Origin of the sequence: Occallatibacter savannae (assembly GCF_003131205.1) — a bacterium.
Lineage (GTDB): Bacteria > Acidobacteriota > Terriglobia > Terriglobales > Acidobacteriaceae > Telmatobacter > Telmatobacter savannae.
On the sequence record NZ_QFFY01000005.1, the window covers coordinates 65,682 to 91,965 of the forward strand.

General features: G+C 58.7%; 19 protein-coding genes. 7 read left to right on the forward strand and 12 right to left on the reverse strand.

The window, feature by feature from the left end; translation table 11 throughout:
* Nucleotides 1-11 precede the first annotated feature (11 nt).
* The 4 genes from DHV10_RS18170 to DHV10_RS18185 form a co-directional block, all read right to left on the reverse strand.
* Nucleotides 12-1,082, reverse strand: a complete 1,071-nt coding sequence (locus tag DHV10_RS18170) for a DNA topoisomerase IB (protein ID WP_109487825.1) — start codon at nucleotides 1,080-1,082, stop codon at nucleotides 12-14.
* An 89-nt stretch (nucleotides 1,083-1,171) separates the two neighbouring features.
* On the reverse strand, nucleotides 1,172-2,560 hold the full coding sequence (locus DHV10_RS18175) for a zinc dependent phospholipase C family protein (protein WP_109487826.1): 1,389 nt from the start codon (nucleotides 2,558-2,560) through the stop codon (nucleotides 1,172-1,174).
* Between the two features lie 30 nt (nucleotides 2,561-2,590).
* The gene (locus tag DHV10_RS18180; RefSeq protein ID WP_109487827.1) at nucleotides 2,591-3,430 is read right to left on the reverse strand and encodes an ABC transporter ATP-binding protein; all 840 of its coding nucleotides are present in this window, start codon (nucleotides 3,428-3,430) and stop codon (nucleotides 2,591-2,593) included.
* Nucleotides 3,430-4,272 (reverse strand): MlaE family ABC transporter permease, encoded by an 843-nt coding sequence (locus DHV10_RS18185; RefSeq protein WP_338042628.1) that lies wholly within the window; start codon nucleotides 4,270-4,272, stop codon nucleotides 3,430-3,432. The genes DHV10_RS18180 and DHV10_RS18185 overlap by 1 nt, the downstream gene beginning before the upstream one ends.
* 202 nt (nucleotides 4,273-4,474) lie before the next feature.
* Here DHV10_RS18185 and DHV10_RS18190 point away from each other — a divergent pair, with 202 nt between their 5' ends.
* On the forward strand, nucleotides 4,475-6,889 hold the full coding sequence (locus DHV10_RS18190; RefSeq protein WP_109487828.1) for a trehalose-6-phosphate synthase: 2,415 nt from the start codon (nucleotides 4,475-4,477) through the stop codon (nucleotides 6,887-6,889).
* A 13-nt stretch (nucleotides 6,890-6,902) separates the two neighbouring features.
* Nucleotides 6,903-7,805: a trehalose-phosphatase gene (gene otsB / locus DHV10_RS18195; protein WP_162601646.1), complete on the forward strand. Its 903-nt coding sequence runs from the start codon at nucleotides 6,903-6,905 to the stop codon at nucleotides 7,803-7,805.
* A gap of 32 nt (nucleotides 7,806-7,837) precedes the next feature.
* On the opposite strand, the gene DHV10_RS18200 is transcribed toward otsB, so the two are convergent.
* From DHV10_RS18200 to araD, 3 genes are all read right to left on the reverse strand, one after another.
* Nucleotides 7,838-9,283 (reverse strand): sigma-54-dependent transcriptional regulator, encoded by a 1,446-nt coding sequence (locus DHV10_RS18200; RefSeq protein ID WP_109487830.1) that lies wholly within the window; start codon nucleotides 9,281-9,283, stop codon nucleotides 7,838-7,840.
* Nucleotides 9,276-12,128: an ATP-binding protein gene (locus DHV10_RS18205; RefSeq protein ID WP_109487831.1), complete on the reverse strand. Its 2,853-nt coding sequence runs from the start codon at nucleotides 12,126-12,128 to the stop codon at nucleotides 9,276-9,278. Before DHV10_RS18205 ends, DHV10_RS18200 begins: the two co-directional genes overlap by 8 nt.
* A gap of 290 nt (nucleotides 12,129-12,418) precedes the next feature.
* Nucleotides 12,419-13,123 (reverse strand): L-ribulose-5-phosphate 4-epimerase AraD, encoded by a 705-nt coding sequence (gene araD / locus DHV10_RS18210; RefSeq protein ID WP_109487832.1) that lies wholly within the window; start codon nucleotides 13,121-13,123, stop codon nucleotides 12,419-12,421.
* A gap of 228 nt (nucleotides 13,124-13,351) precedes the next feature.
* Between araD and DHV10_RS18215 the strand changes: the two genes are divergently transcribed.
* From DHV10_RS18215 to DHV10_RS18225, 3 genes are read left to right on the forward strand one after another with little or no spacing between them, the layout of a single operon-like run.
* The gene (locus DHV10_RS18215) at nucleotides 13,352-13,900 is read left to right on the forward strand and encodes an RNA polymerase sigma factor (protein WP_204101464.1); all 549 of its coding nucleotides are present in this window, start codon (nucleotides 13,352-13,354) and stop codon (nucleotides 13,898-13,900) included.
* On the forward strand, nucleotides 13,897-14,328 hold the full coding sequence (locus DHV10_RS18220; protein WP_109487834.1) for a hypothetical protein: 432 nt from the start codon (nucleotides 13,897-13,899) through the stop codon (nucleotides 14,326-14,328). Before DHV10_RS18215 ends, DHV10_RS18220 begins: the two co-directional genes overlap by 4 nt.
* Before the next feature lie 43 nt (nucleotides 14,329-14,371).
* The gene (locus tag DHV10_RS18225) at nucleotides 14,372-14,989 is read left to right on the forward strand and encodes a Spy/CpxP family protein refolding chaperone (RefSeq protein WP_109487835.1); all 618 of its coding nucleotides are present in this window, start codon (nucleotides 14,372-14,374) and stop codon (nucleotides 14,987-14,989) included.
* A 156-nt stretch (nucleotides 14,990-15,145) separates the two neighbouring features.
* On the opposite strand, the gene gltA is transcribed toward DHV10_RS18225, so the two are convergent.
* The 5 genes from gltA to DHV10_RS18250 all read right to left on the reverse strand — a co-directional run bounded on the left by gltA (nucleotide 15,146) and on the right by DHV10_RS18250 (nucleotide 23,954).
* A complete protein-coding gene (gltA, locus tag DHV10_RS18230) occupies nucleotides 15,146-16,582 on the reverse strand; it encodes an NADPH-dependent glutamate synthase (RefSeq protein WP_162601647.1) in 1,437 nt (478 codons plus the stop codon).
* Complete coding sequence (locus tag DHV10_RS18235) at nucleotides 16,575-17,513, reverse strand: sulfide/dihydroorotate dehydrogenase-like FAD/NAD-binding protein (RefSeq protein ID WP_109488271.1); 939 nt, start codon at nucleotides 17,511-17,513, stop codon at nucleotides 16,575-16,577. The genes gltA and DHV10_RS18235 overlap by 8 nt, the downstream gene beginning before the upstream one ends.
* Before the next feature lie 229 nt (nucleotides 17,514-17,742).
* Nucleotides 17,743-20,445 (reverse strand): glycoside hydrolase family 3 C-terminal domain-containing protein, encoded by a 2,703-nt coding sequence (locus tag DHV10_RS18240; RefSeq protein WP_109487836.1) that lies wholly within the window; start codon nucleotides 20,443-20,445, stop codon nucleotides 17,743-17,745.
* Between the two features lie 165 nt (nucleotides 20,446-20,610).
* A complete protein-coding gene (locus tag DHV10_RS18245; protein WP_162601648.1) occupies nucleotides 20,611-22,284 on the reverse strand; it encodes a winged helix-turn-helix domain-containing protein in 1,674 nt (557 codons plus the stop codon).
* A 446-nt stretch (nucleotides 22,285-22,730) separates the two neighbouring features.
* Nucleotides 22,731-23,954, reverse strand: a complete 1,224-nt coding sequence (locus DHV10_RS18250) for a DUF481 domain-containing protein (protein WP_109487838.1) — start codon at nucleotides 23,952-23,954, stop codon at nucleotides 22,731-22,733.
* Between the two features lie 165 nt (nucleotides 23,955-24,119).
* Between DHV10_RS18250 and DHV10_RS18255 the strand changes: the two genes are divergently transcribed.
* Both DHV10_RS18255 and DHV10_RS18260 read left to right on the forward strand, forming a co-directional pair.
* Nucleotides 24,120-24,713: a helix-turn-helix domain-containing protein gene (locus DHV10_RS18255; RefSeq protein ID WP_109487839.1), complete on the forward strand. Its 594-nt coding sequence runs from the start codon at nucleotides 24,120-24,122 to the stop codon at nucleotides 24,711-24,713.
* 125 nt (nucleotides 24,714-24,838) lie between these two features.
* Complete coding sequence (locus DHV10_RS18260; RefSeq protein ID WP_109487840.1) at nucleotides 24,839-26,173, forward strand: sugar porter family MFS transporter; 1,335 nt, start codon at nucleotides 24,839-24,841, stop codon at nucleotides 26,171-26,173.
* Nucleotides 26,174-26,284 lie beyond the last annotated feature (111 nt).

The window sequence follows — 26,284 nt, forward strand, 5'->3', positions numbered from 1 at the left end:
CGGCGATCGATTCAGGCCGCTGCCTTCAAGCGCCCTTCCAGCAAGAACATGAGCTGCACCTCTTCGTCACGCAGCGAGTGCTGATTGGCTCTCATCTTCTTCTCCGCAGTTTCCAGGGTCTTGATCAGCTCGCCTGTCATGTAGCTTTCTAGAACGGTGGGATGAACGTAGCACTTGCGGCACACGGCGGGCGTGTTGCCGAGTCGTTCGGCGACCTTTTTGATTGCCTCAACTACATTCTTCTTGGCCTGCGTCTGTGTCTCGCACGCCTCGCACTCGCGCAGCGCGAGGCAGGCGAGCACGGTGCCCGCCCAGGTTCGGAAGTCTTTCGCGGTAAACGGCTGCTCAGTGATGGTCCGCAAGTACTCGTTTACGTCGGAGGAGTCGACCGTGTGCAGCGAGCCGTCCTCGTCGATGTACTGGAAGAGTTCATAGCCCGGCAGGTCGAGGCACCTCTTCACAATGCGCGCCAGCCGCCGATCGCTCAGGTCAATGACATGCTGCTTGCCACTCTTCCCCTTGAACTTGAACCGGACCGTCGCACCTTCGACGTCGACGTGCTTATTGCGCAGCGTCGTCAGGCCGTAGGACTTGTTTTCTTTCGCGTACTCCTCGTTCCCGATGCGGATGAAGGTCGTCTCCAGCAGGCGAACGATGGTCGCCAGCACCTTTTCCTTCGGCAGGCCGGGTAGGGCGAGATCCTGCTCGACACGTTCGCGGATGATTGGCAGGGTCTCGCCGAAGAGCTTCATGCGCTCGTACTTGGTCTCGTCGCGCACCTCGCGCCATCGTGGATGGTACCTGCTCTGCTTGCGGCCACGCGCGTCGCGTCCGGTTGCCTGGAGGTGGCCGTTGGCGCGTGTGCAGATCCAGACGTCGGTCCATGCCGGGGGAACGACTAGAGACTTGATGCGGGCCAGAGTGTCCTTGTCCCGAACCGGCTTCCCTTCGGGGTCGAAGTATTGGAAGCTCTTGCCTCTGCGCCGCCGCGTGATGCCGGGAGCGGAATCGGTGACGTAACGTAAGCCGGCTAGCTTAGAAGCTTCAACGGGATCTAGAACGATTTCGGTAGTTGTAGACATGGCCCTGAACTGGAGGAACTTACCTTCTTCGTTCCTGACAGGGTTGGATGCCTCAACTTCCACATTGGTACGATCACGCCCGCAAGCATCTACTCGTCGCCATCTTCCGTTTCGAGGTCGGGGATGACCGCGGGGCGAGTACTCGTCGGCATTGTCGCGATGGTATTCAGATCAGCAAGGACCTGTTTCCAGCGCTCAGGGTCCTTCTTGGTTGTAATGGGAAGTTCGAGATTGGCGTAGTACTTCTGAATGTCTTCCTTGATTCCCGGCGGAATGGGCTGCGACGGGTTCTGGACGAGTCGATGCAGAAGTTCAGCATAGGTCGCGTCGGTTAAGGGATAGCCGCCGGCTCGAACCACTTTCCCAGTATCAAGATCGCGATTCGGCAACGGATGATTCGGATCGCGCCGCGTCGGTTCGCTCGAGTACGGCCGGGTAAGACTGGCCAGAGGAGGAATCGGCCCCTTGAAGCGCGAAGCTTCGGGCGTATACCGCGTCAGAATCCGGCGCATGGACGTGATTGAGACAGCTACGCTGTGCGCGTAGTCGGCCTCGGTCTGCTCCGTCGGGCCCTTCACGTTGACCAATGCAAGCGGGCCGACCTTCGGAAGGATAAAGAGCAGCGCCGCCAGCAGGTGAGTTTCGATGCCAGCCTTCCGCCTGTAAGCATCCCAGTCTTCTTCTTTCGCTACGGCGGCCGACTCCTTCTGGAGTTCAAGGACCTCCGGGGTCGTCGGGTCAGCCGGTTCGTGGCTGCGGTGCAGCAGAGTGACTGCGTAGGCGATTCGCGGAATAAAGGTTCGCGCCGCGAAGCGGTAGTCACGCACGTTGATCCTTCGGCGCCCTCTGAAGTTTTCCGTCAATCCGTAGGTCTGGTAGAAGGCCTGCGCGAGTTGCCGCATCGAGACGCGGAATCCGATTCGGCGCATATAGCGCAAGGGCGCCACGCGATGATGGGTGATCTCGTTGATGTCGAAGGCGAATTCGGTCTGGACGTGCTGGTGTTTGCCTTCTGCATAGCTGACCGACTTGCCGTATCTGGCTCCAAGCTTCGGGAACTCGATCGACACCGCAAGGTTAGTCGCTTCCGCATGGCCGACGGAATCGCCGATGTAGTGCGAAAGTGCCCCAACGGCAAACGCAAGCTCATCGGCATCATGCGCGTTGCGAAAGAGATTCACGACGAAGTCGCCCGAGCGCACGTAGTGGGTCAAATTTGAGAATGATTCATCGCCGAATGGATAGTAGCCGATGTCCTGGATTACGCAGCCGCCATAAGCGTACGCGCGAGCGCGGTCGAGATCAGCTTTGGTGAGATTTGGATAGCGGCTCAGAAGCAAGGGAACGATCGAGTCCTGCCACGTAAGGTCGATCAGCTGCTCGTGGGTCAAAAGAGAGTACGCGTCAACCGATCGCGGGCAGATCAGCACCAAGACCAGCACGAGTGCTGCAAATATTGCCGATCGTGTGCGCTTCATTTATCTCCAATATAGAAGTCTCAGTACGAGCTATTCGATGAACTCGCGAACGAGGGGATTGTCGCTGTTTACCAATTCATGAAGAGTTCCGTCGAAGATCAGCCGTCCTTCCGACAGCATCAAAAAGGTCGTGTTGACGTCGTACTGGCCCTTCGGCAGCGGAACCATGCGGTCCTCCGCCGGCTCGAAGCGATGGCTGCACATGGTGAACGCGTCCTGCAGGCGGTGTGTCACCAGGATGGAAGGGGTTCGATAGACGTCGCGCTGCTTCACGATCAGTTCGATGATGGTCGTCGAGGTCACCGGATCGAGGCCGCCGGTTGGGGAGTCGTAAAGAAGCAGGTCAGGCGTATGAATCAAGGCTCGGGCGATGGCAACGCGGCGCCGCATGCCCCCGGAGAGACTGCCGGGGTATAGGCTAAAGGTTTGTTCCAGGCCCACGAATCGGAGGGACTCTCGCACGCGAACATCAATCTCGTCGTCGGCAACTTCTTCCTGTATCAGCTGGTAAGCAATGTTGTCGCGGACCGTCAGCGAATCGAAGAGAGCGCCTTCCTGAAACACAAAACCCGTGCGAGTGCGCAGAGAGAAGAGCTCCTTCTCCGGCATCTGAGAGATCTCATGGCCGAAGAGGTGGATTGCACCACTGTCGGGGCACAGCAGACCGTTCGCCAGCTTCAGCAGTACGCTTTTGCCAACACCCGCAGGTCCCAGTAGAACGCGCGACTCATTGGGACCGACCTTGAAGCTTACGTCATCGAGGACGGAGTTGCCGGGAAAAGAAATGGAGACGTTGCGGAACTCAACGATCGGCTCCGGGCCGGCTGCCGGACTCCTGTTCGGATCAGCCGAGATCGCTGACGCGGTCATTAGGGAACCACCGTCAGCATGATCTGCGTGAGCAGAAAGTCGACGAAGATGATCAGCACGGACGAGACGACGACGGCCTTGATGGTCGACCGGCCAACGCCCTCAGTGCCGCCGGTGGTTCTGAGGCCGTAGAAGCACCCGATGCTGGCGATGATGAATCCGGAGAAGATGGGCTTGATGAGCCCCTGCATGATGTCGCCGAGCCGCAGGTACTCATACGCCATGGAGAAGTACTGCGTGCCGTTCTGATGATTCATGAACACCGTAACGGCGGCTCCGCCTAGGATGCCGAAGAAGTTCGCCACGATGGTGAGGAAGAACAGCATGGTGACGCAGGCGAAGATGCGCGGAGTCACCAGCTTGCGCATCGGATCCACGCCGAGAGCGCGCATGGCGTCGATCTGCTCGGTGACGACCATTGAGCCAAGTTCGCTGGCCATGGAGGAAGCGTTTCGGCCGGACACCATGATTCCGGTCAGCACCGGGCCCAGCTCGCGGATCATGGAGGTGCTCACGAACCGCCCGGTTACAGAAGTCGCACCAAATTGCGAGAGCGTAGCGGCCGACTGTAACGCAAGGACGCCGCCGGTAAAGAACCCAGAAAGCAGTACAATGGAGGCTGAACCCACGCCGATGATGTCGGCCTGGATCAGGAAATCGGGCCAGTAGATGGGCGGGCGAAAGAGGTTGGTCGCACCTCGCCAGGCGAACAGGGAATAATCCTGCACCGTGCCCACGATGTTCTTGGCGGTATTCTCGATCGATTGGAAGGCCATCTGGTTGCCGCAGTGTAAGTTGCGGAATGTGGGGTTCTTGCTCCCGTCCTGCACAGAATAGCGCATGCCCCTGCACGGCTCGGTCTAGAGAATCACCAAACCCGTGCATTACTGAACCGCAACTGACGCTGAAAGTGATCCGCCGGGACTGCTTGTGAGCGCGTAAGTTCCTCATCGAACAAGGGCTTGGTCCAGCACTGCACGACGCAGAGTAGAAGTTTGGCATCTAAGCAAGAGTGCCCGACAAAGAATCCTACGGGGAGGCTGAATGCATTCGTTTCGCTTGCGATTGATCCTTGCTTTGATTGCAGGCGTAACCATTGTGTCTCTCGCCTCAACCTACTTCGAAGTCCTTGAGCATAAACACATCCTTCGCCAGGAACTGGAATGGCGTTCGACCTGGATCGGCACCAGCCTGAAGCCACAGATGCGCCATGCCCTGATTCAGGGTGCTCAGTCGCAGGGAGATCAAGCTGGCTTGGTGTCCCTGGCGAGTCTTCAGGCCCTGGTGGCGGACGCAAAGAACCAGACTGGCGCGCTGGGCATAGGAATCTACGACCCGCAGGGCCATCTGATCACTGAGGCCGGCGCGCCGGAAGTTTTCCGTGCGCTGGAGCACGCGCCTTTTGAGTCGCTGGCCAAGACCGGCGTACAGTCGCTTTCGCGCACACGGGTCGCTCAGGCGCTGCAAAAGGGGGCCCAGGTCAACGCCTTCGGCCGCACCGGTGACGTGCAGTGGCTGGAAGAGGTATTCCCGCTCCACGACGGCAACAAACTTCTTGGCGCGCTGGTGGTCCTCATTGACTCGGGCTACATTCGAGATCAGAGCTACGACCTCTGGCGCCGCAGCTTCTGGTGGATTGTCGCGACCGTTCTGCTCATCGTTGCGGTCACCTTCGCGATGGTGCGCTGGTTCCTCATGCGTCCGCTGATGCGGGTTGCCGACCGGCTGCGAAGGTTGCGTATGGGCCACTTTGAAAAGGGCCTCAGTGGAGGAACGAACGAACTGAGCATGTTCAGCCCGCTTGCGCGCGAAGTGGAGACGATGGCTGAAAGCCTGATAGCGGCTCGTGCAGCAGCAGCCGCAGAGGCACGGTTACGCGACGCAGGAGAGCATTTCTGGACACCGGAGAGGCTCGCCGTCCATATGAGGAACAAGGCAAGCGGGCGCATCTTCGCGGTCTCGAATCGTGAGCCCTACATGCACGTACGCGACGGACGCAAGACGGTCTGCGTGGTTCCACCCAGCGGCCTCGTCACTGCGATCGAGCCGGTGCTGCAGGCCTGTGACGGCGTGTGGGTCGCTACGGGAAACGGCAGTGCTGATCGGGAGAATGTCGACGCGTCCGACAGACTTCGCGTTCCGCCCGATGATCCCAAGTACACGCTGCGCCGTGTGTGGCTGACGCCGGAGGAAGAGACTCGCTATTACGACGGCTTTGCGAACGAGGGCCTATGGCCGCTCTGCCACATCGCTCACACGAGGCCTACATTCCGCTCAGCCGACTGGGAGGCCTATCAGTGCGTGAACGAGAAGTTCGCGGCAGCCCTGCTGGACGAGATGAAGGGCAGCAAAGAGCCGCTCGTCTTCGTGCAGGACTATCACTTCGCCCTGCTGCCCCGGCTGATCAAGACAGCTCGACCGGACGCGCGCGTCGCGATTTTCTGGCACATTCCCTGGCCGAATGCCGAGGCATTCGGAATCTGCCCGTGGCAAGCGGAGTTGCTCGACGGGCTGCTCGGCGCGGATCTCATCGGCTTCCACATTCCGCTCCACTGCAACAACTTCCTCGAAACGGTCGATCGCGCACTCGAGTCGCGCACCGACCGCGAGCACATGACCGTCCGGCGAAGCGGCCACACAACGGCGGTGAAGCCCTATCCGGTCAGCGTTGCTTTCAGTGGCGGCATTCCCAGCGCTCTGCGGTCCATCGTCACAGAGGTTGAGGAAGATCGCGTCGCAGAGCGGCGCGCTCTCCTCTCGGAATTTGGTGTGCATGCTGAGACGATCGCAGTCGGCGTGGATCGCCTTGACTACACCAAAGGTATCGTCGAGCGGCTCCTAGCCGTCGAAGAGCTGCTCGTCGAGCACCCGTGGCACAAGGAGCGCTTGACGATGGTGCAGATTGCCGCGCCGAGTCGGACCCGAATTCCTAGCTATGCGGATTTGCATCGCCGTGTCGACGAGGAAGTTCGCCGGATCAATCACCGCTTCCAGACCTCACGTTGGAAGCCGATCATCCTTATCGAGCGTCAGTGCAATCACGAAGAGGTGAACCGGTGGTATCGCATCGCCGATGTCTGTCTTGTTACATCGCTCCACGACGGCATGAACCTTGTTGCCAAGGAATTCGCAGCCGCACGTGACGATGAAGATGGCGCGCTGGTTTTGAGCAAATTCACCGGCGCTGCTGTCGAATTACGTGATGCTCTGATTGTTAACCCGTATGACATCGCTGAAGTGGCAGAGGCGATCCATCGCGCACTCGACATGCCGCGCGAAGAACGCCGGGTGCGCATGCAGCAGATGCGCAAGCAGGTGATGGAGCACAACATCTACCGCTGGGCCGCGATGGTGCTCGGAGATCTACGCGACGTAAGACTGGAACTCTACGACTCTGACAGCTATTCCGGGTCGCTGCCTGAGCCAATTCCCATCGACCCTTACCGGAAAATGGCATAGAAAGCGAGGAGTATTGAACCCGACCGAAGCAGAGCAGCTCGACAACTTCTTCACTACCCTGCGAAGTGTTCAAGCGCCACTACTGCTACTGGACTACGATGGCACGCTGGCCGACTTCCGCGTCGACCGCTTCACGGCTCGGCCCTGGTCAGGGGTCAGAGAACTCCTTACACAAATTCAGAACGACGGACGAACTCAGATCCGCATCATCACCGGACGCCCTGCGATTGAAATCAATCAACTCCTGCAGCTTCCGTCACCGGTAGAGGTGTGGGGACTTCATGGCGCTGAACGTTTGTTCACTGATGGCCGCCGAGAAATGCAGTCAATTGCGCCTGAAGCGCTCCGCAAACTGGATGAGCTTCGGGTTCTGTTGCGCGCGGATGCGTTCGGGGGCCTGTTCGAGGACAAACCGAATGCCGCTGTCATGCACTGGCGCGGACATTCACCTCAACGCGCGAAGGTGATTGAACAGAAGACGCGAGCACTCTTTGAGCCCGCGGCACAGGTGAAGGGACTTGCGCTGCTGCCGTTCGAGTCGGGCATTGAACTGCGCGCCGGCCGAGATAAGGGCGGCGCCGTACGAGCGATCGTTGACCAGATCGGTGCGGGCAATCCTGTGGCCTTTCTTGGCGACGATCTGACGGATGAGCCAGGCTTCCGCGCCATCAATCGGATGAGCGCGCCACATCTCAGCATTTTGGTGCGTCGCGGGTTGCGGGACACCAATGCCCAGGTCTGGTTTAAACCGCCTGAGGAACTGCGGTGGTTTCTACGGCAATGGATCAACTGCCTGCAGGGGAGACCGGTCGAACATTTGCATTCTCGCCACGACTCGCACGTGAGCGATGATGCCAGCAGGTCGTCCGAACTTGATTCGCACTCACTTCTTCATGACCGGGCTGATCACCTGTGAGATGCGAACACTGAACTGAGAGCCTAATCCCGCTATTCGCGGTTTCGTTTGCGAATCTCGATGTTGAGCCGCTTGATTTTCTGATTCAGAGTCGAGAGCGGAATATGGAACTGCTCGGCGGCATCTGTCTGGTTCCAGTTGCAGCGCTCCAACTTCTCGATAATGATCCGGCGTTCTATATCCTCGAGGATGTCGAAAAGAGATGCGTTTGGATTGTGTTCCAGAAGCGCGTCCTGAAAGCTTCGTCCCGTAATGTGTCCCGGCAGCAGCTCCGAGCCGATGATGGGGCCTGAGGAAAGCACTACTCCACGCTCGATGGAGTTTTCAAGCTCACGCACATTTCCCGGCCACTCGTAATCAATCAGGGCCCGCAGTGCGTCGGCAGAGAGGCGGCGCGGTGCAAGCCCGTTCTCATTTGCATAGAACTCCAAAAAATGATTCGCGAGCAGCGGAATGTCTTCACGCCGGGAGCGCAGCGGCGGCAGGTCGATCGTGATCACGTTTAAGCGGTAGAAAAGATCCTCGCGGAACTTGCCTTCGCGGACCGCCTGCCGGAGATCGATATTTGTGGCGGCGATGATGCGCACGTCGACCTGAATCTCCTGGATGCCGCCGAGGTGCATGAAACGCCGGTCCTGTAGGACACGGAGGATTTTAGCCTGCGTGTCCATTCCCATCGTCGCGATCTCGTCAAGGAAGAGAGTGCCGCCGTTAGCGACTTCAAAGAGACCTTTCTTGGATGCGACTGCCGACGTGAATGCGCCTTTGACGTGGCCAAAGAGCGTGGATTCCAGAAGTTCGGTAGGCATGGCGCCGGTGTTGATGGGAACGAAGGGCTTGTCGCGCCGCGGAGAATTCGAGTGGATCGCTTTGGCGATGAGTTCTTTTCCGGTTCCGCTCTCTCCCTGGATAAGGACCGTAGAGCGGCTTGGCGCCACCTGGGCGACCAAATCGAACACGCGAAGCATGATCTCGCTCTTACCCACGATGTTCGCGAAGTTGTACCGCTGCTTCATCGTGCGCTTGAGCTGAAGATTTTCTTCCTCGGCTTTGTAGCGCGCGACTGCAGACCGGATATCGGCGAGAAGCTTTTCGTTGTCCCATGGCTTCTGGACGAAGTTCTCGGCTCCGGCGCGAATCGCTTCAACGACATTTTCCACGGTGCCGTAGGCCGTGATCATAATGACCGGCGTTTCCGGCGCTCGCTCTTTGATCTGCGGCAGAAGGTCGAGTCCGCTCTGGCCCGGCAGGGCGAGATCGAGCAGAACGAGATCGAAGTTCTCCATCTCCAAGGTTCGAAGACCCTGCTCGCCATCATTCGCCGTCTTAACGGAGTAGCCTTCGAGCGACAACAAAACCTCGAGCGACTCGCGAATACCTGCTTCGTCGTCGATAACGAGAATGCTTCCGCTTGCAGAACTGGTGGAGAAGACAGAACCTGCGCCAGACAGGTTCAAAGACTGATCAACATCAGACATGTACCGACTTCCTTAAAAGCGGGAATTCAAGGTGGAAGGTTGTGCCGGCACCGACGGCGCTCTCGACGTGGATTTTGCCTGCGTGCTCCTGAATGATCCCGTAGGAAACCGAAAGGCCCAGACCTGTGCCACGCCTTTCGCCGGGGCGAGGCGTAGTCTTTGTGGTGAAGAACGGATCATAAATGCGTTTCAGATGCTCCGGCGCAATGCCGGAGCCAGAGTCGGATACTACGGCTTCAACATGCCCATTCGCCAGAGTGCAGATTCGCAAGCGTCCACCTCCGGGCATCGATTCCTTCGCGTTCAACAGCAGGTTGAGGAACACCTGCTGCAGTTTGCCCGGGTTGCCGTGAATGCCCGGCAGGTCGTCGGCTAGTTGTGTATCCACAATCACCTGGGCCGTCTTGAATTGGTGCTCGAGCAGCGAAAGCGTATCGCGAATTACCTGGTTCAGATTGGTCTCTCGCATCTCCGTCGTCGATGTGCGGGAGAAGTTCAGCAGGCCGTTGGCGATTTCGGAAGCCCTGAAGCTTTGCTGCGTGATCTTCTCGAGGACCGGTCCGAGCCGTGGATCTGTCCGCATCTGCTTCTGCAGCATCTGCGCGTACGACGAGATCACCGCTAGCGGCGTGTTGATCTCATGGGCGACGCCGGCCGCCAATAGGCCAATGGAACTTAGCTTGTCAGCTTGCGCGAGTTGCGTTTCGAGCGACACGCGCTCCGTGATGTCGTCAACGAGGATGATGCGGCCAACGATGACGAAATCGCGCGACAGCAGCGGCGCGATGGCAACGTTGACGGTCCGCTGCTCCCCGGCTTTCGTCGTGAGCGGGAACTTGTAGAGATTGTGAATGCCCGGCTCGTTCTGGAATCCTTCAATAGCCGAAACAAACTCGTCCGGGAAAACTGAACTGAGCTTCTCGCCGATTGCCTCTCCGCGGCTCACGGCGCACATCGCCTCCATCTGGGCGTTCCAGCTCTCGATACGGCCTTCGAGATCGAGCGCCAAGATGCCCACATTGATGGACTCGACGATGTTTTCGTTAAATTCTTTCAGTCGTTCGAACTCTGAGATTTTGTCCTGCAGGCGTGAATAGAGGCTTGCGTTCTGAAGTGCGATGCCGATATAGCTGGCCAGCGACTCGAGCAATTCCACGTCTTCGCTGGAGAGAAAGTCTCCGCCAACCGTGCGGCCAAGGCCGATCACTGCAATGGTGCGAGCTGTCGCGCCGTCCTGTACCCGGCAGGGAAGGTAGTAATTCAGGTCGAGCAGCGCTGCAGTGAGTTGTTGATCGGGCGGAAGGTGCAGGGCTTGCTGCGCATTCTCAAGGAAGATGTGCGAGTGGTCCAGCGCCGCGCGATCGAAGTCAAGGAACCCGAGAGACAGCTTGCGCTCTGTCGCGGCCGAGAGCAGCCCATGCGATGCCGCAAGGCGAAGACCGCCGGTGGGTTGGGCCAGGAAGACTGCGACCCGCGAAACCAGCAGGGTTCGCGGCAGGCGCTCAACAATCGAGTTGAGCAGGGCATCGAGATTGGTTTCCGAGCTCAGGCTACGGCCAAACTCAATGAGTGCCTTGCGGTAGTCGTACTTCTGGCGGTCGAAAGTCTTATCGACCCAACCCTGGATTCGTCGCTTGAGAGGATCGAAGACAGCCGCGGTACCGAGAATCGCTGCAATCAGCGCCCACTCACGAATGGCTTCGCCTGACCTCTGGTGCACAATCTCGGCAATGAGGGCAATGACGCCGAAGTACGCGCCCAGAATCAGGCCTGTTGCAAGCGTGTAGGCGACGCCTCTCTTGAAGATAAGGTCTGTGTCCATCAGCCGGTAACGGATGATGGCCCAGCAGAAGGTCAGCGGGAGGAAGACCAGCGACAACGCAGCCAGCTTGGTGAATATCGACCAGACGCGAAAATCGAGAACGAATGGGATTGCGTAAAGCAGCGTGAACGGCAGGACGGCAACCAGCGTTCCGCGCATGAGCCACTTCAGCTGCTGACGCAGAAGCGGGGTGCTGGCCCGGTTGTAACTGAAGATGAAGAGAACCGCCGCGAGTACATAGAAAGCTGCGATGTACCCGAAATTGAGCTGCTCCAGCCTATGCTTGAGGATTCCCGTCGCCTGCCACTGGGTGAAGGCCGTAATCCAGAGTCCGACAACCGCAAGTCCTGGCCCGTAGATGAATGGAAGGAGCCATCGGCGGCCAGCTCCCTTCAGACGCTCCTCTGGAAAGCTGATGGCAAAGTGCAGGAACAGCGCTGGTTGGAGGGCGCTAGCCACAACGTTGGCCCAGAAAACCGTCTTGTCGACGAAGTTCCATTCGCCCGTGTACTTCAGAGCGTTTAGCGCGAAAGAGACAAGGCAGAACAGATAGAAGTGGGTCGCGCGTGGTGCCGTCCAGCGGCGGAATAGGACGTAGAGGCCGATTCCGAGATAAATGAGGCCAATCAGCCGTAGTCCCACGTAGCTGCTGCGGTCCGGAGGCTCCGGAATGACCACGACTGGGGAGTCCAGCGGGATGCCCGCCCGGACGATCGAGTAGTTTGCCTTTACGTAGACACCAGTTCGATAGAGCGCCCGCTCGAACTCTGGCAGGCGAGTTACAGGAATGTCATTGACTCCCGTCAGCAGGTCGCCTTTTTGGATTCCGGCGAGCTGGCCGGGGCTGTCGGGAAGGACCTTTGTAGCCAGAAGGCCGCCGCGAGTCTCGGCCCACCACACGCCGTCATCAGGCTGCTGGAATTGCCTCTCCTGCCTGAAATTCAACACGGCAAGGAGAACCAGCCCGGCAGTCGCCAGGGCCAGCAGCGTCGCTTGCAACCGGTTGAACAGGCTCGTTTCCATATAGCCGAACTCTCGCTTTACTTGGAATCATGCACGTAGATTGCCATGACCTCTCAGCATCTGAGTCACAGCTTCCGTTCGTGCAACTTAATACACATCCGTAATTTAGAGACGGTGCCTGGAGTTAGATGTCAACGATTCACAGGCGCAGATATTCTCAGAATGCAGAAAACAATAGGCTCCATACGCGCAAAGGTATGGGCTACGGAATTCAGTATCGCACCCGAATTCTGCTACTTAGTTAAAGAGAGTCGACTTTGGAGAAATGCAGAGGAAATCCTGGCTGTTTCCTATCGCTGGCCGTAGGTTGCTTTGGGGCCATGCTTCCGCTGGTAGTGGTGCTCGCTCACGTAGGTCGGAATCGCGCAAGCCGACCCGTTTAGCGTCACCGTCCGGAACGCCAGCCGGGCGATGTACTCCAGCACGTCCGCATGCTCAACCGCGTCCATCGCATCTTTGCCCCAGGCGAACGGCGCATGCCCTGCGACGAGCACTCCGGGGACCGCCACCGGATCCAGGCTCTCAGCCCGGAACCTCCGCACGATCACAGCTCCGGTATTCCGAACATACCCGGCCGAGACTTCTTCAGCGGTCAAGGGCTCGGTGACCGGAACCGATCCATGAAAATAGTCCGCATGGGTCGTTCCGAAGCAGGGAATCGACCGGCCCGCCTGGGCCCAGGAGGTGGCAAACTCCGAGTGCGTATGCACCACTCCCCCGATCTGCGGAAACTCCCGATAGAGCAGCGTATGCGTGTCGAGATCGCTCGACGGACGCAGCCGGCCATCAACAATCTTTCCGTCCAGATCCGTAACCACCAGGTCCTCTGGCTTCAGCGTCGCGTAATCCACTCCGCTCGGCTTGATTACGACGAGGGGTTTGTCTCCGGTGCGATCTACCCCGCTGGCGTTGCCAAAGGTGTGCGGCGCCAGCCCGCGCCGGGCTATCTCCTGGTTGGCAGCCAGAACCTGTTTGCGGAGCGACTCAAGCAGCATTTCTCATCTCCCGGAAAGCGTTTACGTGGCGAGTCTATCAGGTCGCGCTTGCAAAGCTTTTAAGCGGGCCCTCTCGGACGGTTAACCCGGAACAGCGACAAATACGCGCTGATTTTCGTCTGTAGCGAATAGGTCCATCGAAGCACACCATAAATCCGCAGGTCTGTAATCCCGGAATCAGAGCTGCCGTCTACCAGAGTGATGGCAGCCTGCACAACACTGGAGCCAATGATCAACGCCACGGCAGAAGCCAGCGCAGCGCAGGAGTTTGACAGCGTCGTTGCGCTGCATCGTGCGCAAATCTTCAGGTTTCTCCTCGCATCCACGCGCGACGTGGATCTCGCGGAGACGCTGACGCAGGATTGTTTTCTCAAGGCGCATCGCAACTGGGCGAGCTTCCGCGGCGAATCCAGCGTGCTGACCTGGCTGATGCGGATCGCCATCAACTTGCACAAGGATCATTGGCGCAATCGCCGCCTGCAGTTCTGGCGCCAGACGCGGACCAATGCGGTTGACCTGGACGAAGCCAGCGACTGGCTGCCAAGCGGCGAACGAACCGCCGAGCAGCGCATGCTGGCCAAAGAGCAGGTGGCCCAAATGTGGGTTGCCGTGGAGAACCTGAGCGAACGCCAGCGGACCGTGTTTCTCCTCCGCTACGTGGAGGAACTGGATTTGAAAGAGATTGCTGATGTAACTGGGATGGGAGAAGGCACAGTGAAGGCGCATCTTTCGCGCGCGCTGGCCAGAGTTCGTAAAGAGCTGGGAGAAAAGAAATGAATCGCGCTGATGCGAATTTGAAGCTGGATCGAGGAGAAGACGGGCTCGAGATGGAACCCGAGTTGCGCGAAGCGATTGGCAACTTCAAGTCCAGTGTTGAGGCCTGGAGCGATGCCGCGCTGAGCCGCCCGCGAGAGGCAACTGCACCGGCCCGCAGCGATCGCGCATGGATGACGAAGTGGGCGCTTGGGTCTCTGGTGTTTATGGCTACCGTCTCCGGCGCGGTTTACGAGAATCACAGGCAGCAGGACTTCGCCAAGGCTGAAACGGCTCGCATCGCCCAGCAGCAGCAAGAGATGATTGCGCAACGCGCCAAGGAGGAAGCCGATCTGATGGCTCGTGTAGACAACGATATTTCGCGCGAGGTTCCCAGTGCGCTTGAGCCGCTGGCATCCCTGATGGACGAGAACCAGGGAACAGGAAATTGATGTAGATGCTGATTCGAGGAAATTCAGCAAAAGGAGAACGAGGATGAAAGCACGTTTTGCAGTTCGATTTGGAATGATGATCGCCGCTACTTTTGCCGCCGCGATTGCAAGTGCGCAAGGGCCAGGCGGTCCCGGCGGACCAGGCTTTGGCATGCATCGGCCCCCGATGGAGCGGGCCATGCGCTCGCACGGCGAGTTTGGACGCTGGTGGAACAATCCTAAGCTCGTCGAGAAGCTCAAGCTCACCGACGATCAGCGCAAGGCGATGGACGACATCTTCCTCAAGCATCGCGAGAAACTCGTAGACCTTCGCGCAAATGTGGAAAAGGCTGAGATCGAGATGGAGCCGCTCGTCAAGGCCGACCAGCCGAACGAATCCGCCGTGATAAGCCAGATCGATAAGGTCGCCCAGGCGCGCGCCGAACTGGAGAAGGCTAACGCCCGCTTCCTCTTCGCTCTACGCGCCAAACTCACGCCGGATCAGTGGAAGCAGGTGCAGGAGTTCCGGCAGAACCACGAAGGAATGCGCCGTGATTGGCGTCGCGATGGACGCGGCCCCGGCGATCATGACGAGAAGATGACGCCGCCGCCTCCCGGACCGCAGGGCATGCTGGGTGACGGCCCAGCCGAAGAAAATTCTTCTTCTGCTGTAAACCAGTGAACGAGAAAACCCGTCAAGGGGAGTGTAAGCAGAGAGCAAATGCGGTTGTAGTCAATACCGGTGGCGGCAGAGGGCAAGCCTTCTGCCGCCGATTTATTTGAGAGACAGGGACTAGCGACGTAGGGACTTAGGGACAGAGCGACGTAGGGACTAATCCTAAAACCTGTTCTCTGTTAAGAAGTCGTGAATTGAGGCGGCGGCCTTTCTTCCAGCGCCCATGGCGAGGATGACGGTTGCTGCGCCGGTGACGATGTCGCCTCCGGCGAAGACGCCGCGCTTGGATGTGCGCAAGGTCTGCGGGTCGGCAACGATATAGTTCCGTGAGTTCGTGGCCAGGTCGGGTGTTGTGCTTTGAATCAGCGGATTCGCGGTTGTGCCCACGCCTATGATCGCCACATCGACCGGCAGAATAAATTCCGAGCCCTTGATCGGCACCGGAGACCGCCTGCCGCTCGCGTCCGGCGCTCCCAACTCCATCTGCATGCAACGAGCACCCTCGAGCCATCCGCGCTCGTCCCCGACGAAGACGACGGGGTCGGTGAGCATCCGGAACTCGATGCCTTCTTCACGCGCGTGCTTCACCTCTTCCGCCCGCGCCGGCATCTCCTTCTCAGATCTGCGATAGACGAGCGTCGCCGTTCGCGCACCGAGCCGGCGCGCAGTGCGCACCGCGTCCATTGCCGTGTTGCCGCCGCCCACCACCATCACATCGCGTCCGTGACAGTCGTAGACGGGCTCGTCGTACTCCAGCGAGCGGTAGGCACGCATCAGGTTCACACGGGTAAGAAACTCATTCGCGGAGTAAACGCCATTCAGGTGCTCGCCGGGAATTCCCAGAAAACGCGGCAGCCCCGCACCGGTTGCTACGAAAACGGCATCGTATTTCTCGTCTTTCATCAACTCGTCGATGGTTACGCTCTTGCCGACCACGACGTTGGTCTCGAACCCCACGCCCATGCGCCGCAAATTTTCGATCTCTTCGCGCACGATGGTCTTCGGCAGGCGGAACTCCGGGATCCCGTAGACCAGCACTCCGCCGAGCTCGTGCAGAGCCTCGAAGACGTGAACGCGATGACCCTTCTGCACCAGGTCGCCCGCTGCTGAAAGCCCCGCGGGCCCGCTGCCAACGATCGCGACAGATTTTCCCGTCGGCGGCGCGATCTGAGGCAGACCGAGCCTTCCGCTCTCGCGCTCGTAATCTGCGACGAAGCGCTCGAGATGCCCGATTGCCAGAGGCGTGGCTTTCCGGCCCAGCACGCATCCTCCCTCGCACTGGTTCTCCTGCGGACACACGCGCCCCGTGATCGCCGGCAGCGCATTGTCTTCGCGCAGCTTTGCGGCGGCGCCCAGGTGGTCTCCCGCGTAGATCAGCGCCACAACCTGCTTCACATTCACGCCAACTGGACACTGCTCTACACATCCAGGCTTCGCGCATTCGATACAGCGAGTCGCCTCAAGCATTGCATCCGCCGGCTCCAATCCGCAGTTCACCTCTTCGAAGTTCCGGCTGCGCTCGCCGGCCTCAAGCTCCGGCATCTGTACACGCGAAATCGTCATCCTCTCCTTGAGCGAGAGCGTGTTTTTCTCAGGCATGGTGCGCCTCAACAGGTGAACTCAGCTCAGCGATATCAGCCCGCAGATCTTCGAGCTCCGCTTCTTTTGCGGCCAGCTCTTCGCGCAACTGCTTAAGCTCTTCCTGCTTGTGCTCCTCGAAGTCCCTCAGTGACTCGCACTCCTTATCGCGGTACATCGAATTGCGCTGCATGAGCACCTCAAAATTCACCAGCGATGCATCGAACTCCGGCCCGTCCACGCAGGCGAACTTGCTCTTGTCGCCCAGCAGCACGCGGCAGCCACCGCACATCCCTGTGCCGTCCACCATGATTGAGTTCAGGCTGACAATAGTTCTGATTCCCAGTGGGCAGGTGATCTGCGAGACTGCCCGCATCATCGGAACCGGCCCCACTGCCAGCACAAAATCAATCTTCCGTCCGGCCGCAAGCAACTCATTCAACTTCGCGGTCACCAGGCCCTTCTCGCCGTACGTGCCGTCGTCCGTCATCGTGTAGTGCTCGTTCGATGCATCTCGGACCTCGTCTTCGAAGACCACCATTTCGCGACTGCGCGCGCCCTCGATGAAGATGACATGATTGTCTGCGGCCTTGAGCGCTTTCGCTGTCGGCAGCGCCATCGCCGTACCTACGCTTCCAGCGAGAATCAGCACCGTTCCGAACTTCTCGATCTCCGATGGCTTACCCAGCGGGCCAACGATGTCCATGACGGAGTCGCCCGCGCTCAGGCAGTTCAGCAGGCTGGTCGTCTTTCCCACGCCCTGCACGACGATGGTTACGGTGCCTGCTTCGGGGTCGGCTGCCTTGATGGTGAGCGGGATGCGTTCGCCCTTTTCGCGAAGGCGCAGGATCACGAACTGCCCTGGCCTTTGTTTGCGGGCTATGCGCGGAGCTTCGATCACAAACTGCTTGATGTTCAGCCCTACCGGTTGAGCTTTAACGATTCTGTACATGGCTCCCGCAATCCGATGCGCGGCCAACTCGGCGGCGCTGACGGACGAAGTCCTCGCCGCGGCCTAAGGCGACGCACATAGAAATGATTCAGCAATGCAAGGCCGCCAGCATGTGACACGGGTCACCCGGCGGAGAACGAAAGTGATCGGGACGCAAGCAAAGCCCGGAGCAGAAACAAAAACGCGGGCAGATCTTCAATCCGCCCGCGCGTTGTGCTGGTTGAGAGACTTACTTCGGAAGAGCTTTCGTTCCCTCGACCGTGAACCCGGCTTCTGCCTTGGCTTGCGTCTCTTCCGGTTGCGCTCCGCCGAGCGTCAGCGTGTACTTGCCGGCAAGAATTGAGCGGTTGCCCTGATCGTCCACGCTCGAGAGCGAACGCGGATCGATCTTGATCGTCACTTCCTTGCTGCCGCCCGCCTGGATGTTAACCCGCTCGAAGCCCACCAGCGAGTGAATCGGTCCACCCTCCTGCGGAGTCTTCAGGTACGCCTCCACCACTTCATCGCCGGCCATGCTGCTGCTGTTGCTGACCGTCACAGTCGCCGTGATCGGATCTCCAGCCTTCAGAGACGCCGCCGATAGCTTCACCGGGCCGAACCTGAAGGTGGAGTAGCTCAGGCCGTATCCAAAACCCCACAGCGGTTTGCCACTGAAGTAGCGATAGGTGCGGTTCTTGAACGAGTAGTTCGTGAACTCGGGTAGCCCATCGAGCGAAGAGTAGAACGTCACCGGCAGACGTCCGGCAGGATTGTTCAACCCGGCCAGGGTGCGTGCGATTGCTGTTCCGCCATCAACTCCTGGATACCAAGCCTCCAGCACCGCGCCGGCGTGTTCGTTTGCCCAGTTCAAAGCAACAGCGCTTCCACTCTGCAGCACCACAACCAGCGGCTTGCCCGTCGCGCCGAGAGCTTCCAGCAACTTCTGCTGAGGCGCAGGCAGGTCGAGGCTGGTGCGATCACCTCCGTTGAAGCCGGGAATCTTGATCGGCATCTCTTCACCCTCAAGTTGCGGCGAGAGCCCGACGAACGCGACCACTACAGAGGCTTCCTTGGCTTTCGCTACTGCCTCATCAAGCTGAGCCTGCGCCGGCGCTTCCCACTTCAGCGTCGCGCCTCCTCCGGCCTGATCGGAAGAGTGCGAGTATTCGACCTGGATGTCGTGCGGCTTCGTATCGCCGAAATCGAACTCGACCTTCGGAGTTTTCGCAAAGGTTTCTACCGGTGGAGCAGTCGGCGAGGCCCCCGGAGCGGCTTTGAAGCTGCCCATCACTGACATGTCATGTCCCGTGCGAATATTCCCTTCGCCCAGCACCTTTCCGTCGATGGTGAACCGGAAACTCTCCGAAGGGGAATAGGGGAAGCTGTCCGCGACTTCGAGCGTAAAGATGTAGTGTCCCGGTGCCGGAGCCTGAATCGTGCCGCTCCAGCGTACCGAGTAGTTTTTGGTTTCTACTTGCGGCGCTGGCTGTGCATTTCTCCAGTCAGACTGGATGATCGGCTGCGTCTCTGTAGCGACGGGACGACCGGTCCAATCCGGCGTTGCAAAGAACTCAGTCTTCAGCCCTTTCCCGAATGCTGTGCGCGGAACTGGAATTCCGACCCCTTCTGCGAGTGTGGAACCTTGCGCGTAGAGGATCGTCGAGCCTTTGAAGTGATTCAACATTCCGTCGAGCGGGGTAACCGGGTGCAATGGCGTTCCTTCATAGTTGCCCAGGATCGACGGAAGAGAATCTGCTGTTGGCCCAACCACTGCGATCTTGCCGGGCGACTTCAGGGGGAGAACGCCCTTGTTCTTCAGCAGGACGATGCTTTCCTCCGCTGCCTTGCGCGCGATCTGCCGATGCGCGTCGGATGCGACTTCGGAGAAGGCGACGCGATCGAGCGAAGACCCCTGTGGATCGAAAAGTCCGAGCTGGAATCGTGCAGTGTATAGCCGTTCTGCCGCTTTCGTCACCAGATCTTCAGGCACTAGCCCGTCATGCACTGCTTTCGCCAGCGAGTTGAATCCAGGCGTCCAGATGCTGCAGGAGAGGTCGGTGCCCGCTTCCAGCGACATCGCGGATGCGTGCTCGATGTCGCTCGTCTTCTTGTGTCCCTGGTAGACGTCAACGATAGCTCCGCAGTCCGAAACGACAAAGCCCCTGAAGCCCCATGCATTCCGCAGGTGCTCTTGCAACAGCATCTTGTTCGTGCATGCTGGGAACCCATCGATGGAGTTGTAGGCGCACATCACCGATTGCACATGCCCTTCCGTAACCGTTGCTCGGAAGGCGGGAAGGTAGGTCTCTTCGAGATCGCGGGCGCTGGGATCGACGTTGAAACCATGCCGCAGCGACTCGGGTCCGCTGTGGACCGCAAAGTGTTTGCTCGTCGCTATCGCACGCGGATGCTCCGGGTCGGTACCCTGCACGCCGCCGATAAAAGCAATCCCCATCCGCCCGGTCAGGAATGGATCTTCGCCGTATGTCTCTTGCCCTCGTCCCCACCGAGGATCGCGGAAGATATTGATGTTCGGCGACCAGAAGGTCAACCCATAAAAGATGCGGTGGTTTCCCTCGCGCTGCGCCTGGTTGTACTTGGCGCGAGCCTCCGTCGAAACCACATCTCCCATGTTGTGCAGCATGTTCTTGTCCCAGGTTGCCGCCATGCCGATCGCCTGCGGGAAAACAGTCGCATAGCCGGCGCGCGCCACGCCGTGCAGCGCTTCATTCCATGTCTGATACTCAGGAACTCCCAGCCGCGGAATTGCCGTCGCCCAGTCCTCAAGCTGCGATGCTTTCTCTTCAAGCGACATGCGCCCGACCAGGTCATGAGCCCGCTCCTGGGGTGACAGCTTGGTGTCGAGGTATGCAGGTTGCTGCTGAGCTCGTGCGATCGGCACAAGGTTGGCAATAATAAGAGCAGTCGTTGCAAGAAGGCGCTGAATCTGCATGATCGTTCCTCCCAAAGCTGCATCTCTGCGCGGCTCATTCAACTTGGCGCGGGAAAACGGAACACGACGGAAGTTAAGGCTGGTCGCGCCGCCGTTTCAGAGAGAAATCGCAGCCTGGAAAACTGTACTAGGTCCGGCCGAATCTTGACTAGCTTTATCGCTTTACTACTGATCGTGGGCGGCCTTTCGTCCGCCAGCAGCTTCCATGCGTTCCAGTGACCTCTCGATCTTCACGACCTCTGGCCGTTCGCGAACCGGCTCAATCCTCGGGTCAGCCAGCATCTGGAAGAGCCATGGACAGCGCGCGTCCGCAGCAGACTCCAGTTCGGCCACGGCGGAATCCAATTCTCCGAGTGCGACGCAAACGGCGGCTGTAAAGGACGTTAGTACGAAGCGTTCGCGGCTAAGCCATTGCAGACGCTCCAGCATCGATCGCGCTTCCTGTTCGCGACCTGCCTGGGCCAGCGCATATGCGTACAGGGCTGAACCGATGTCGAGATACGGGGACCTGCGCACCAGGCTCTCAGCCACAGCAACGGCTTTCTCGGCGTTTCCATTGAAAGCCATGATGATCGACGCGTAAGCATTCGTGCTTTCATGCTCTGGGAAAAGTTCCAGAGCGTGCTCTGCCTGCGCAACGCTCTTGTCGCGCTCTCCTGACAGGTGATAGGCCCATGCCAGCCGGGAGTTGAGCCACGGAGAGTAGGGATCCGTGCGCAGCGCTTCCAGAATCAATTCGATTGCTTCCTTAAAGCGCCGGCGACTAAGCGCAAACATGGAGCGAGCCCGCGTCACGGACGTCTCGTGCCGCAGATGAGAACTTGTAGAGAAGGCTCGCAAAGCACCGGGCAGGTCGTGGTCTACGTGAAAGCGAATCCATCCGAGTGCCGGAAGCAGCGCTTCAGCACCCTCGACTGAGGTGGGAACCGCGTCCGCGGCTATTCGCACCTGCTGGGCTGCCTGCTGCGGCGAAATGAAACCGGCGAATTCCTGCGTCACCGCTGCATTTGCCAGATCTACGTGAGCGGCATAGAGAGTGGGGTCGAGTTCGACTGCGCGAATCAGGTGTTGAATTCCTTCCTGCATGCGATGCCTTTGCATCGTCTGCCACTCGTGATGTCCACGCAGGAATAATTCCCATGCTTCGCGATGGAGGCGGCCGTTCCGGCCGGCGGGGCTTTGATGCTTCTCACGAGGGTTGTACCAATCCGTTGCGCTCAGCCGAATGAAAAGGCGGTTCGCCAATTCTGACTCAAGGTCGGCTGATCTTGCCTGCGGTACGAGCATGTCTTCCACCCAGATCTGCGTGCAATCCGAAACTCGAATCATCTCTGCACGAAGCCTGAACTGGGCGGGAAGCATGCGGAGCGTTCCCGTCAGCACAAGGTCTGCCTGTAAAGCTTCGCCTACCTGATGGGCCGTCAAACCTCTCGCGGCCAGTGAAAAGGCGGAGTCCCGCGCCAGAACATGTGCGGGGGCCATACGATCCGCCGTTAAGAGCGAGATTGTTTCTTCGGCGATGGCGGGTCCGAGATATGCCGCAATCGAGGGATCAACTGCGAACGGCATGATCGCAAGTCTGGCAGGAGTCTCCCGACTTTCCTCTGACTGGGGCCTCACGGCTATGGAGAAGCGATAACCGCGCTTATACACGGTCTGGATGCAGTCCGTAGGCAACAGTAGCTCGCGCAATGAGGAGACACACTTCGGAACGCTATCATCTGTAACGTGAACGTCACCCCAGAGAGCCTGTTTCAGTTGCTGCACCGTGACGATCTGACCGGCATGTGCGAGCAGGAGACGAAGTGCGGCAAGTTCCTTTGGAGGGAGGTGAATCACCTCATCTCCACGGGTGAGAACACCCTGAGCATCGAGTCGTAATCCACCAAATAGAAAATCGCGATCAGAAAGAACTGTGGGTTTTACTTCCAAATACTGCACCATCGTCTTCCTCGGTGAACCGGACACCTGCCTCCGGAGTCCCTCGGTTCCAGAGACAGCAGACCTCCAATGAATTTAAGTGTGGCCATTGAGACCACGGGGAAGATCCGAAGTGCATCCGCCGTCGTTCGCTGCTGCTCTTGGTACTGGCAGTTAACGGACGCGGCCTCATTATGTATCCAAGCTGCAATAAAGACGTGTGATGTTCAATCGTTTTTATCAGGCGAATTAGTAACTTTCTAGGAGAGTTACCAGATGAGTTTCGCATCGGGAAAAGCAACTCTGGCAGCGTTAAGCTGAATGAACTTTGCTTGCCTTGTCACCTTTGTTTCGCAATTTCCAGATCAGTACTTTGACTTGATCGCGTACGTCATCCCCATGGTGAACTGGAAGGAATTGCGTTTCGTAGGAGGAAGCGAAGCAGGCGGATTGTTTAGATAGCTGTCCAGCGTACCGAGCGAGAAGCTGAAGTTTTTGTACGCCGGAAACGCAAGCGTGTTCGTCTCGTTGGCCGAGTAAGCGTGAGGGTTGTTGAACGCCGGAATGTACGCCAGTCCTTGCGTGTACGTTACAAACTTGTGGTGCAGGATGTACGTCAGCGAGATCGTCGAGCCGATCAGGTTCTCATTCGCCGATCCGCTGGATATGAACTGCTGCTTCTCATATTGAATCGTGGCCTTCAGATCCGCTTCCTGTTTGGGAGTCTTCAGGAAAGTCCAGCCGAATCCGCCGCCATAGATCTGCTGCAGCTCCAGATCCTGTCCGTAGTTATGGTCGAATGCAGTCTGTGCAAGCGCGAAGAATCTGGGCGAGAAGTACTGATCGCGCTCTGCGTCCGCGTGGTAGATTGCCGACTTCGTCACCACGGCCGGCACTACGATTCCCGATACGGGATCGGTGTAGGACGGCTGCGTGATTTTTCCAAACGAGCCGAGGAAGTCAATAGACGTGCGATCTCGAGTCGTGAGCCAACTCACGGTGGGCACAAGACGGACCAGTCCGATACCTCCTGAGAAGGTGTACTGGTTTTCTGTTGCGGTGACGATGGCGGCTCCGGCCGTTGCCGCTCCGTTCCATCCTGTGAAGAACCCGGGCTGATGGTAGAGCTGCTTGTCCAGCGTTCCGGCATCCATAATGTACTGCGCATTCGCCACCGGAATCGGAGCCGGTGCGGCCCCTTTCTCTGAATGAACGGTGATGGATTTGTCCGCAACCTCCAGCTGTCCCTCCGGAATCGACCCCGCATTCTTCTTGCTGTGAATTCTGACCGTTTTGTCTATTACCGCGTAGCTGCCCGTCGTGCGAAGCTCCTTGATCTTGTCCCAGCCGACGGAGAGATCACCGAGGGCGTCCGAGTGAAACGTAATGCTCCCACCAGAAGAGTTCACCAGCTTGCCGTGCAGCGTGTCGCCATTGTTCAGCACCAGGACGTCTGGATCAGTTCCGGCATGTGCGATTGCCGAGAACAACATCGAAAGCAGGAGCGCCGATAGAAGTGCGAAGGTGCGCCTTGCGCGCGCAAATGAAGACAGAATGTGGCTGAGCACATAGGAGAAAACGGAAGGCATGGGGGGACATCCTTTCGAGTGGACTTGTTAGGAGCCCAGGTGTATCAGGTTCTCAGGACTCTTTCATGCTAAAACTGCCGATCCGGAAACGCATCCCGTGACTTTCAGGAAAGCTTCAAAACTCTGAAATAGAAATTGCGAAACACTGCGCCTGAGGTAAAACCGATGGCAAATGGACCGTCTTATGCACGCTGGTCACTCGAGCCGTATAGCATCGGCATGAAACTTCGCACGCTGCGAACGCAAAAGCATCTTACCCTTTCCCGTCTCGCTGTCGAGACCGGCTTGTCTACCGCTCTTCTTTCAAAGCTTGAAACCGATCGCATGATTCCAACTCTGCCCACCCTTTCGAACATATGTCGCGTCTACGGGGTGGGGTTGAGCTACTTCTTTAACGAGGCAACCAGGCACACGCTGGCCATCACCCGCAAGGCGCATTTGGGAGGCAATGGCCGTGGACAGGAATCGATCAAGCATGTTTCGTTGCACGCGGTCACGGCTGGCGACAAGCTCTTCGCCCGCATGGTCGAACTACCTGCAGGTGTCTCCGGAATGATGAGCGAGGCGGGCCGGGCTCTTTGCGCTGTCGTCTACGTTCTGGAAGGAAAGCTCCAACTCGATGCGGGCGGTATGCACGAGTCACTCGAGGCGGGTGATTGCATCTTCCTTGATACGGAGATGGCGATCGGCTGGAGCGCCGCGGGCACTGAACGCTGCCGCGTTTTGATGGTCACCCCCGCCTCCCGCGAATCTCAGTAATCCAAGGCGGCCGGAACTTCCTTAGGTCTCGGCCGCTTCTCTTCCGAAGCCAATGCCATTCCCGGTTTACCCAGGCAGGTTTGTCTCTGTAGGATGTCTTGGTCACACCGAGGACAGCCATTTCCATGCGACCGAACCTGAATCTGATGAAGGCGACCCTCACCGGCGCCCTTGGAGGCCTGCTTTTCGGCTTCGACACTGTTGTTATTGCCGGTGCCATTGGCGCGCTCGTTAAGCTCTACGACCTTGATCCGCATAAGGAGGGTCTGACCGTCGCCATTGGCCTGGTCGGCACGGTCATTGGAGCTCTTGGCGCCGGTCAGATCGGCCAGCGACTGGGCAGCCGCGAGACGCTTCGGCTGACCGCGGTCCTTTATGTCATCTCCGCCGCCGGGTGCGCCTTCGCATGGGGCTGGAGTTCGTTTCTGGTCTTCCGCTTCATCGGAGGTCTCGGTATCGGCGCGTCGTCGGTTCTCGGTCCGGTCTACATCGCCGAGCTTTCGCCAGCCAAATGGCGCGGACGCTTTGTCGCTCTCTTTCAGTTCAACGTTGTCTTCGGCATCATGCTGGCCTATCTGTCCAACTATGTGATCCGCACCATGCACCTTGGGGCAACGGAGTGGCGTTGGCAGGTGGGGATCGCCGGCATCCCTGCGGTCGCGTTCCTGATCATGCTCTTCGGCATCCCGCGCAGCCCGCGTTGGTCGGCATCGCGCGAGCGAATCGATGAGGCGCTGGAAGTGTTGAAGCTGATGGGTGATCCCGATCCTGAAGCCGAACTGGCCGACATTCGCGAAGCCCTCAAGCAAGAGCACGCCTCGGCTCACGAGCGCGTCTTCAAGTGGAAGTACCGCTATCCGCTCTTTCTGGCGATTTCGATTGGCGCATTCAATCAGCTGGCGGGAATCAACGCGATTCTCTACTACATCAACGACATTTTCGGCGCGGCGGGGTACAGCCAGCTCTCGGGCGATCAGAAGGCAATCGCGATCGGCGCGACCAACCTTCTCTTCACCATGGTGGGCATGAGCGTCATCGATAAGCTTGGGCGAAAGACGCTCCTACTGATTGGCGCCGCCGGAACCGCGACCTGCCTGGCAATTGTGGCGTGGATATTCTCGTCGAACACGCATCAATCCATGCTGGTCTGGATCCTCGTCACCTACATCGGCTTCTTCGCGCTGTCGCAAGGCGCGGTCATCTGGGTCTACATCGGCGAAGTCTTCCCGACTTCAGTCCGCTCCAAGGGCCAGGGAGTGGGCTCCGCAAGCCACTGGTTCATGAACGCGGCGATCGCAGAAACGTTCCCGATTGTCGTTCACTCGATGAGCACGGCAACCCCGTTCGTCTTCTTTTCGATCATGACGGCGGTTCAGTTCTTCACAGTGCTGTTGACGTATCCGGAGACGAAGGGGCAGACGCTAGAGGCTCTGCAGCGGAAGCTGGTCGCGGCGGATTGAACTGCCCGGCCCGACGTCACCTTTCGGATCCTGACGGGTGACCCGTGTCACCTCCGGCCAGACTCGATCGGACCTATATCTAAAGACAGGGGCCGAGTGCATGCCCTGAGG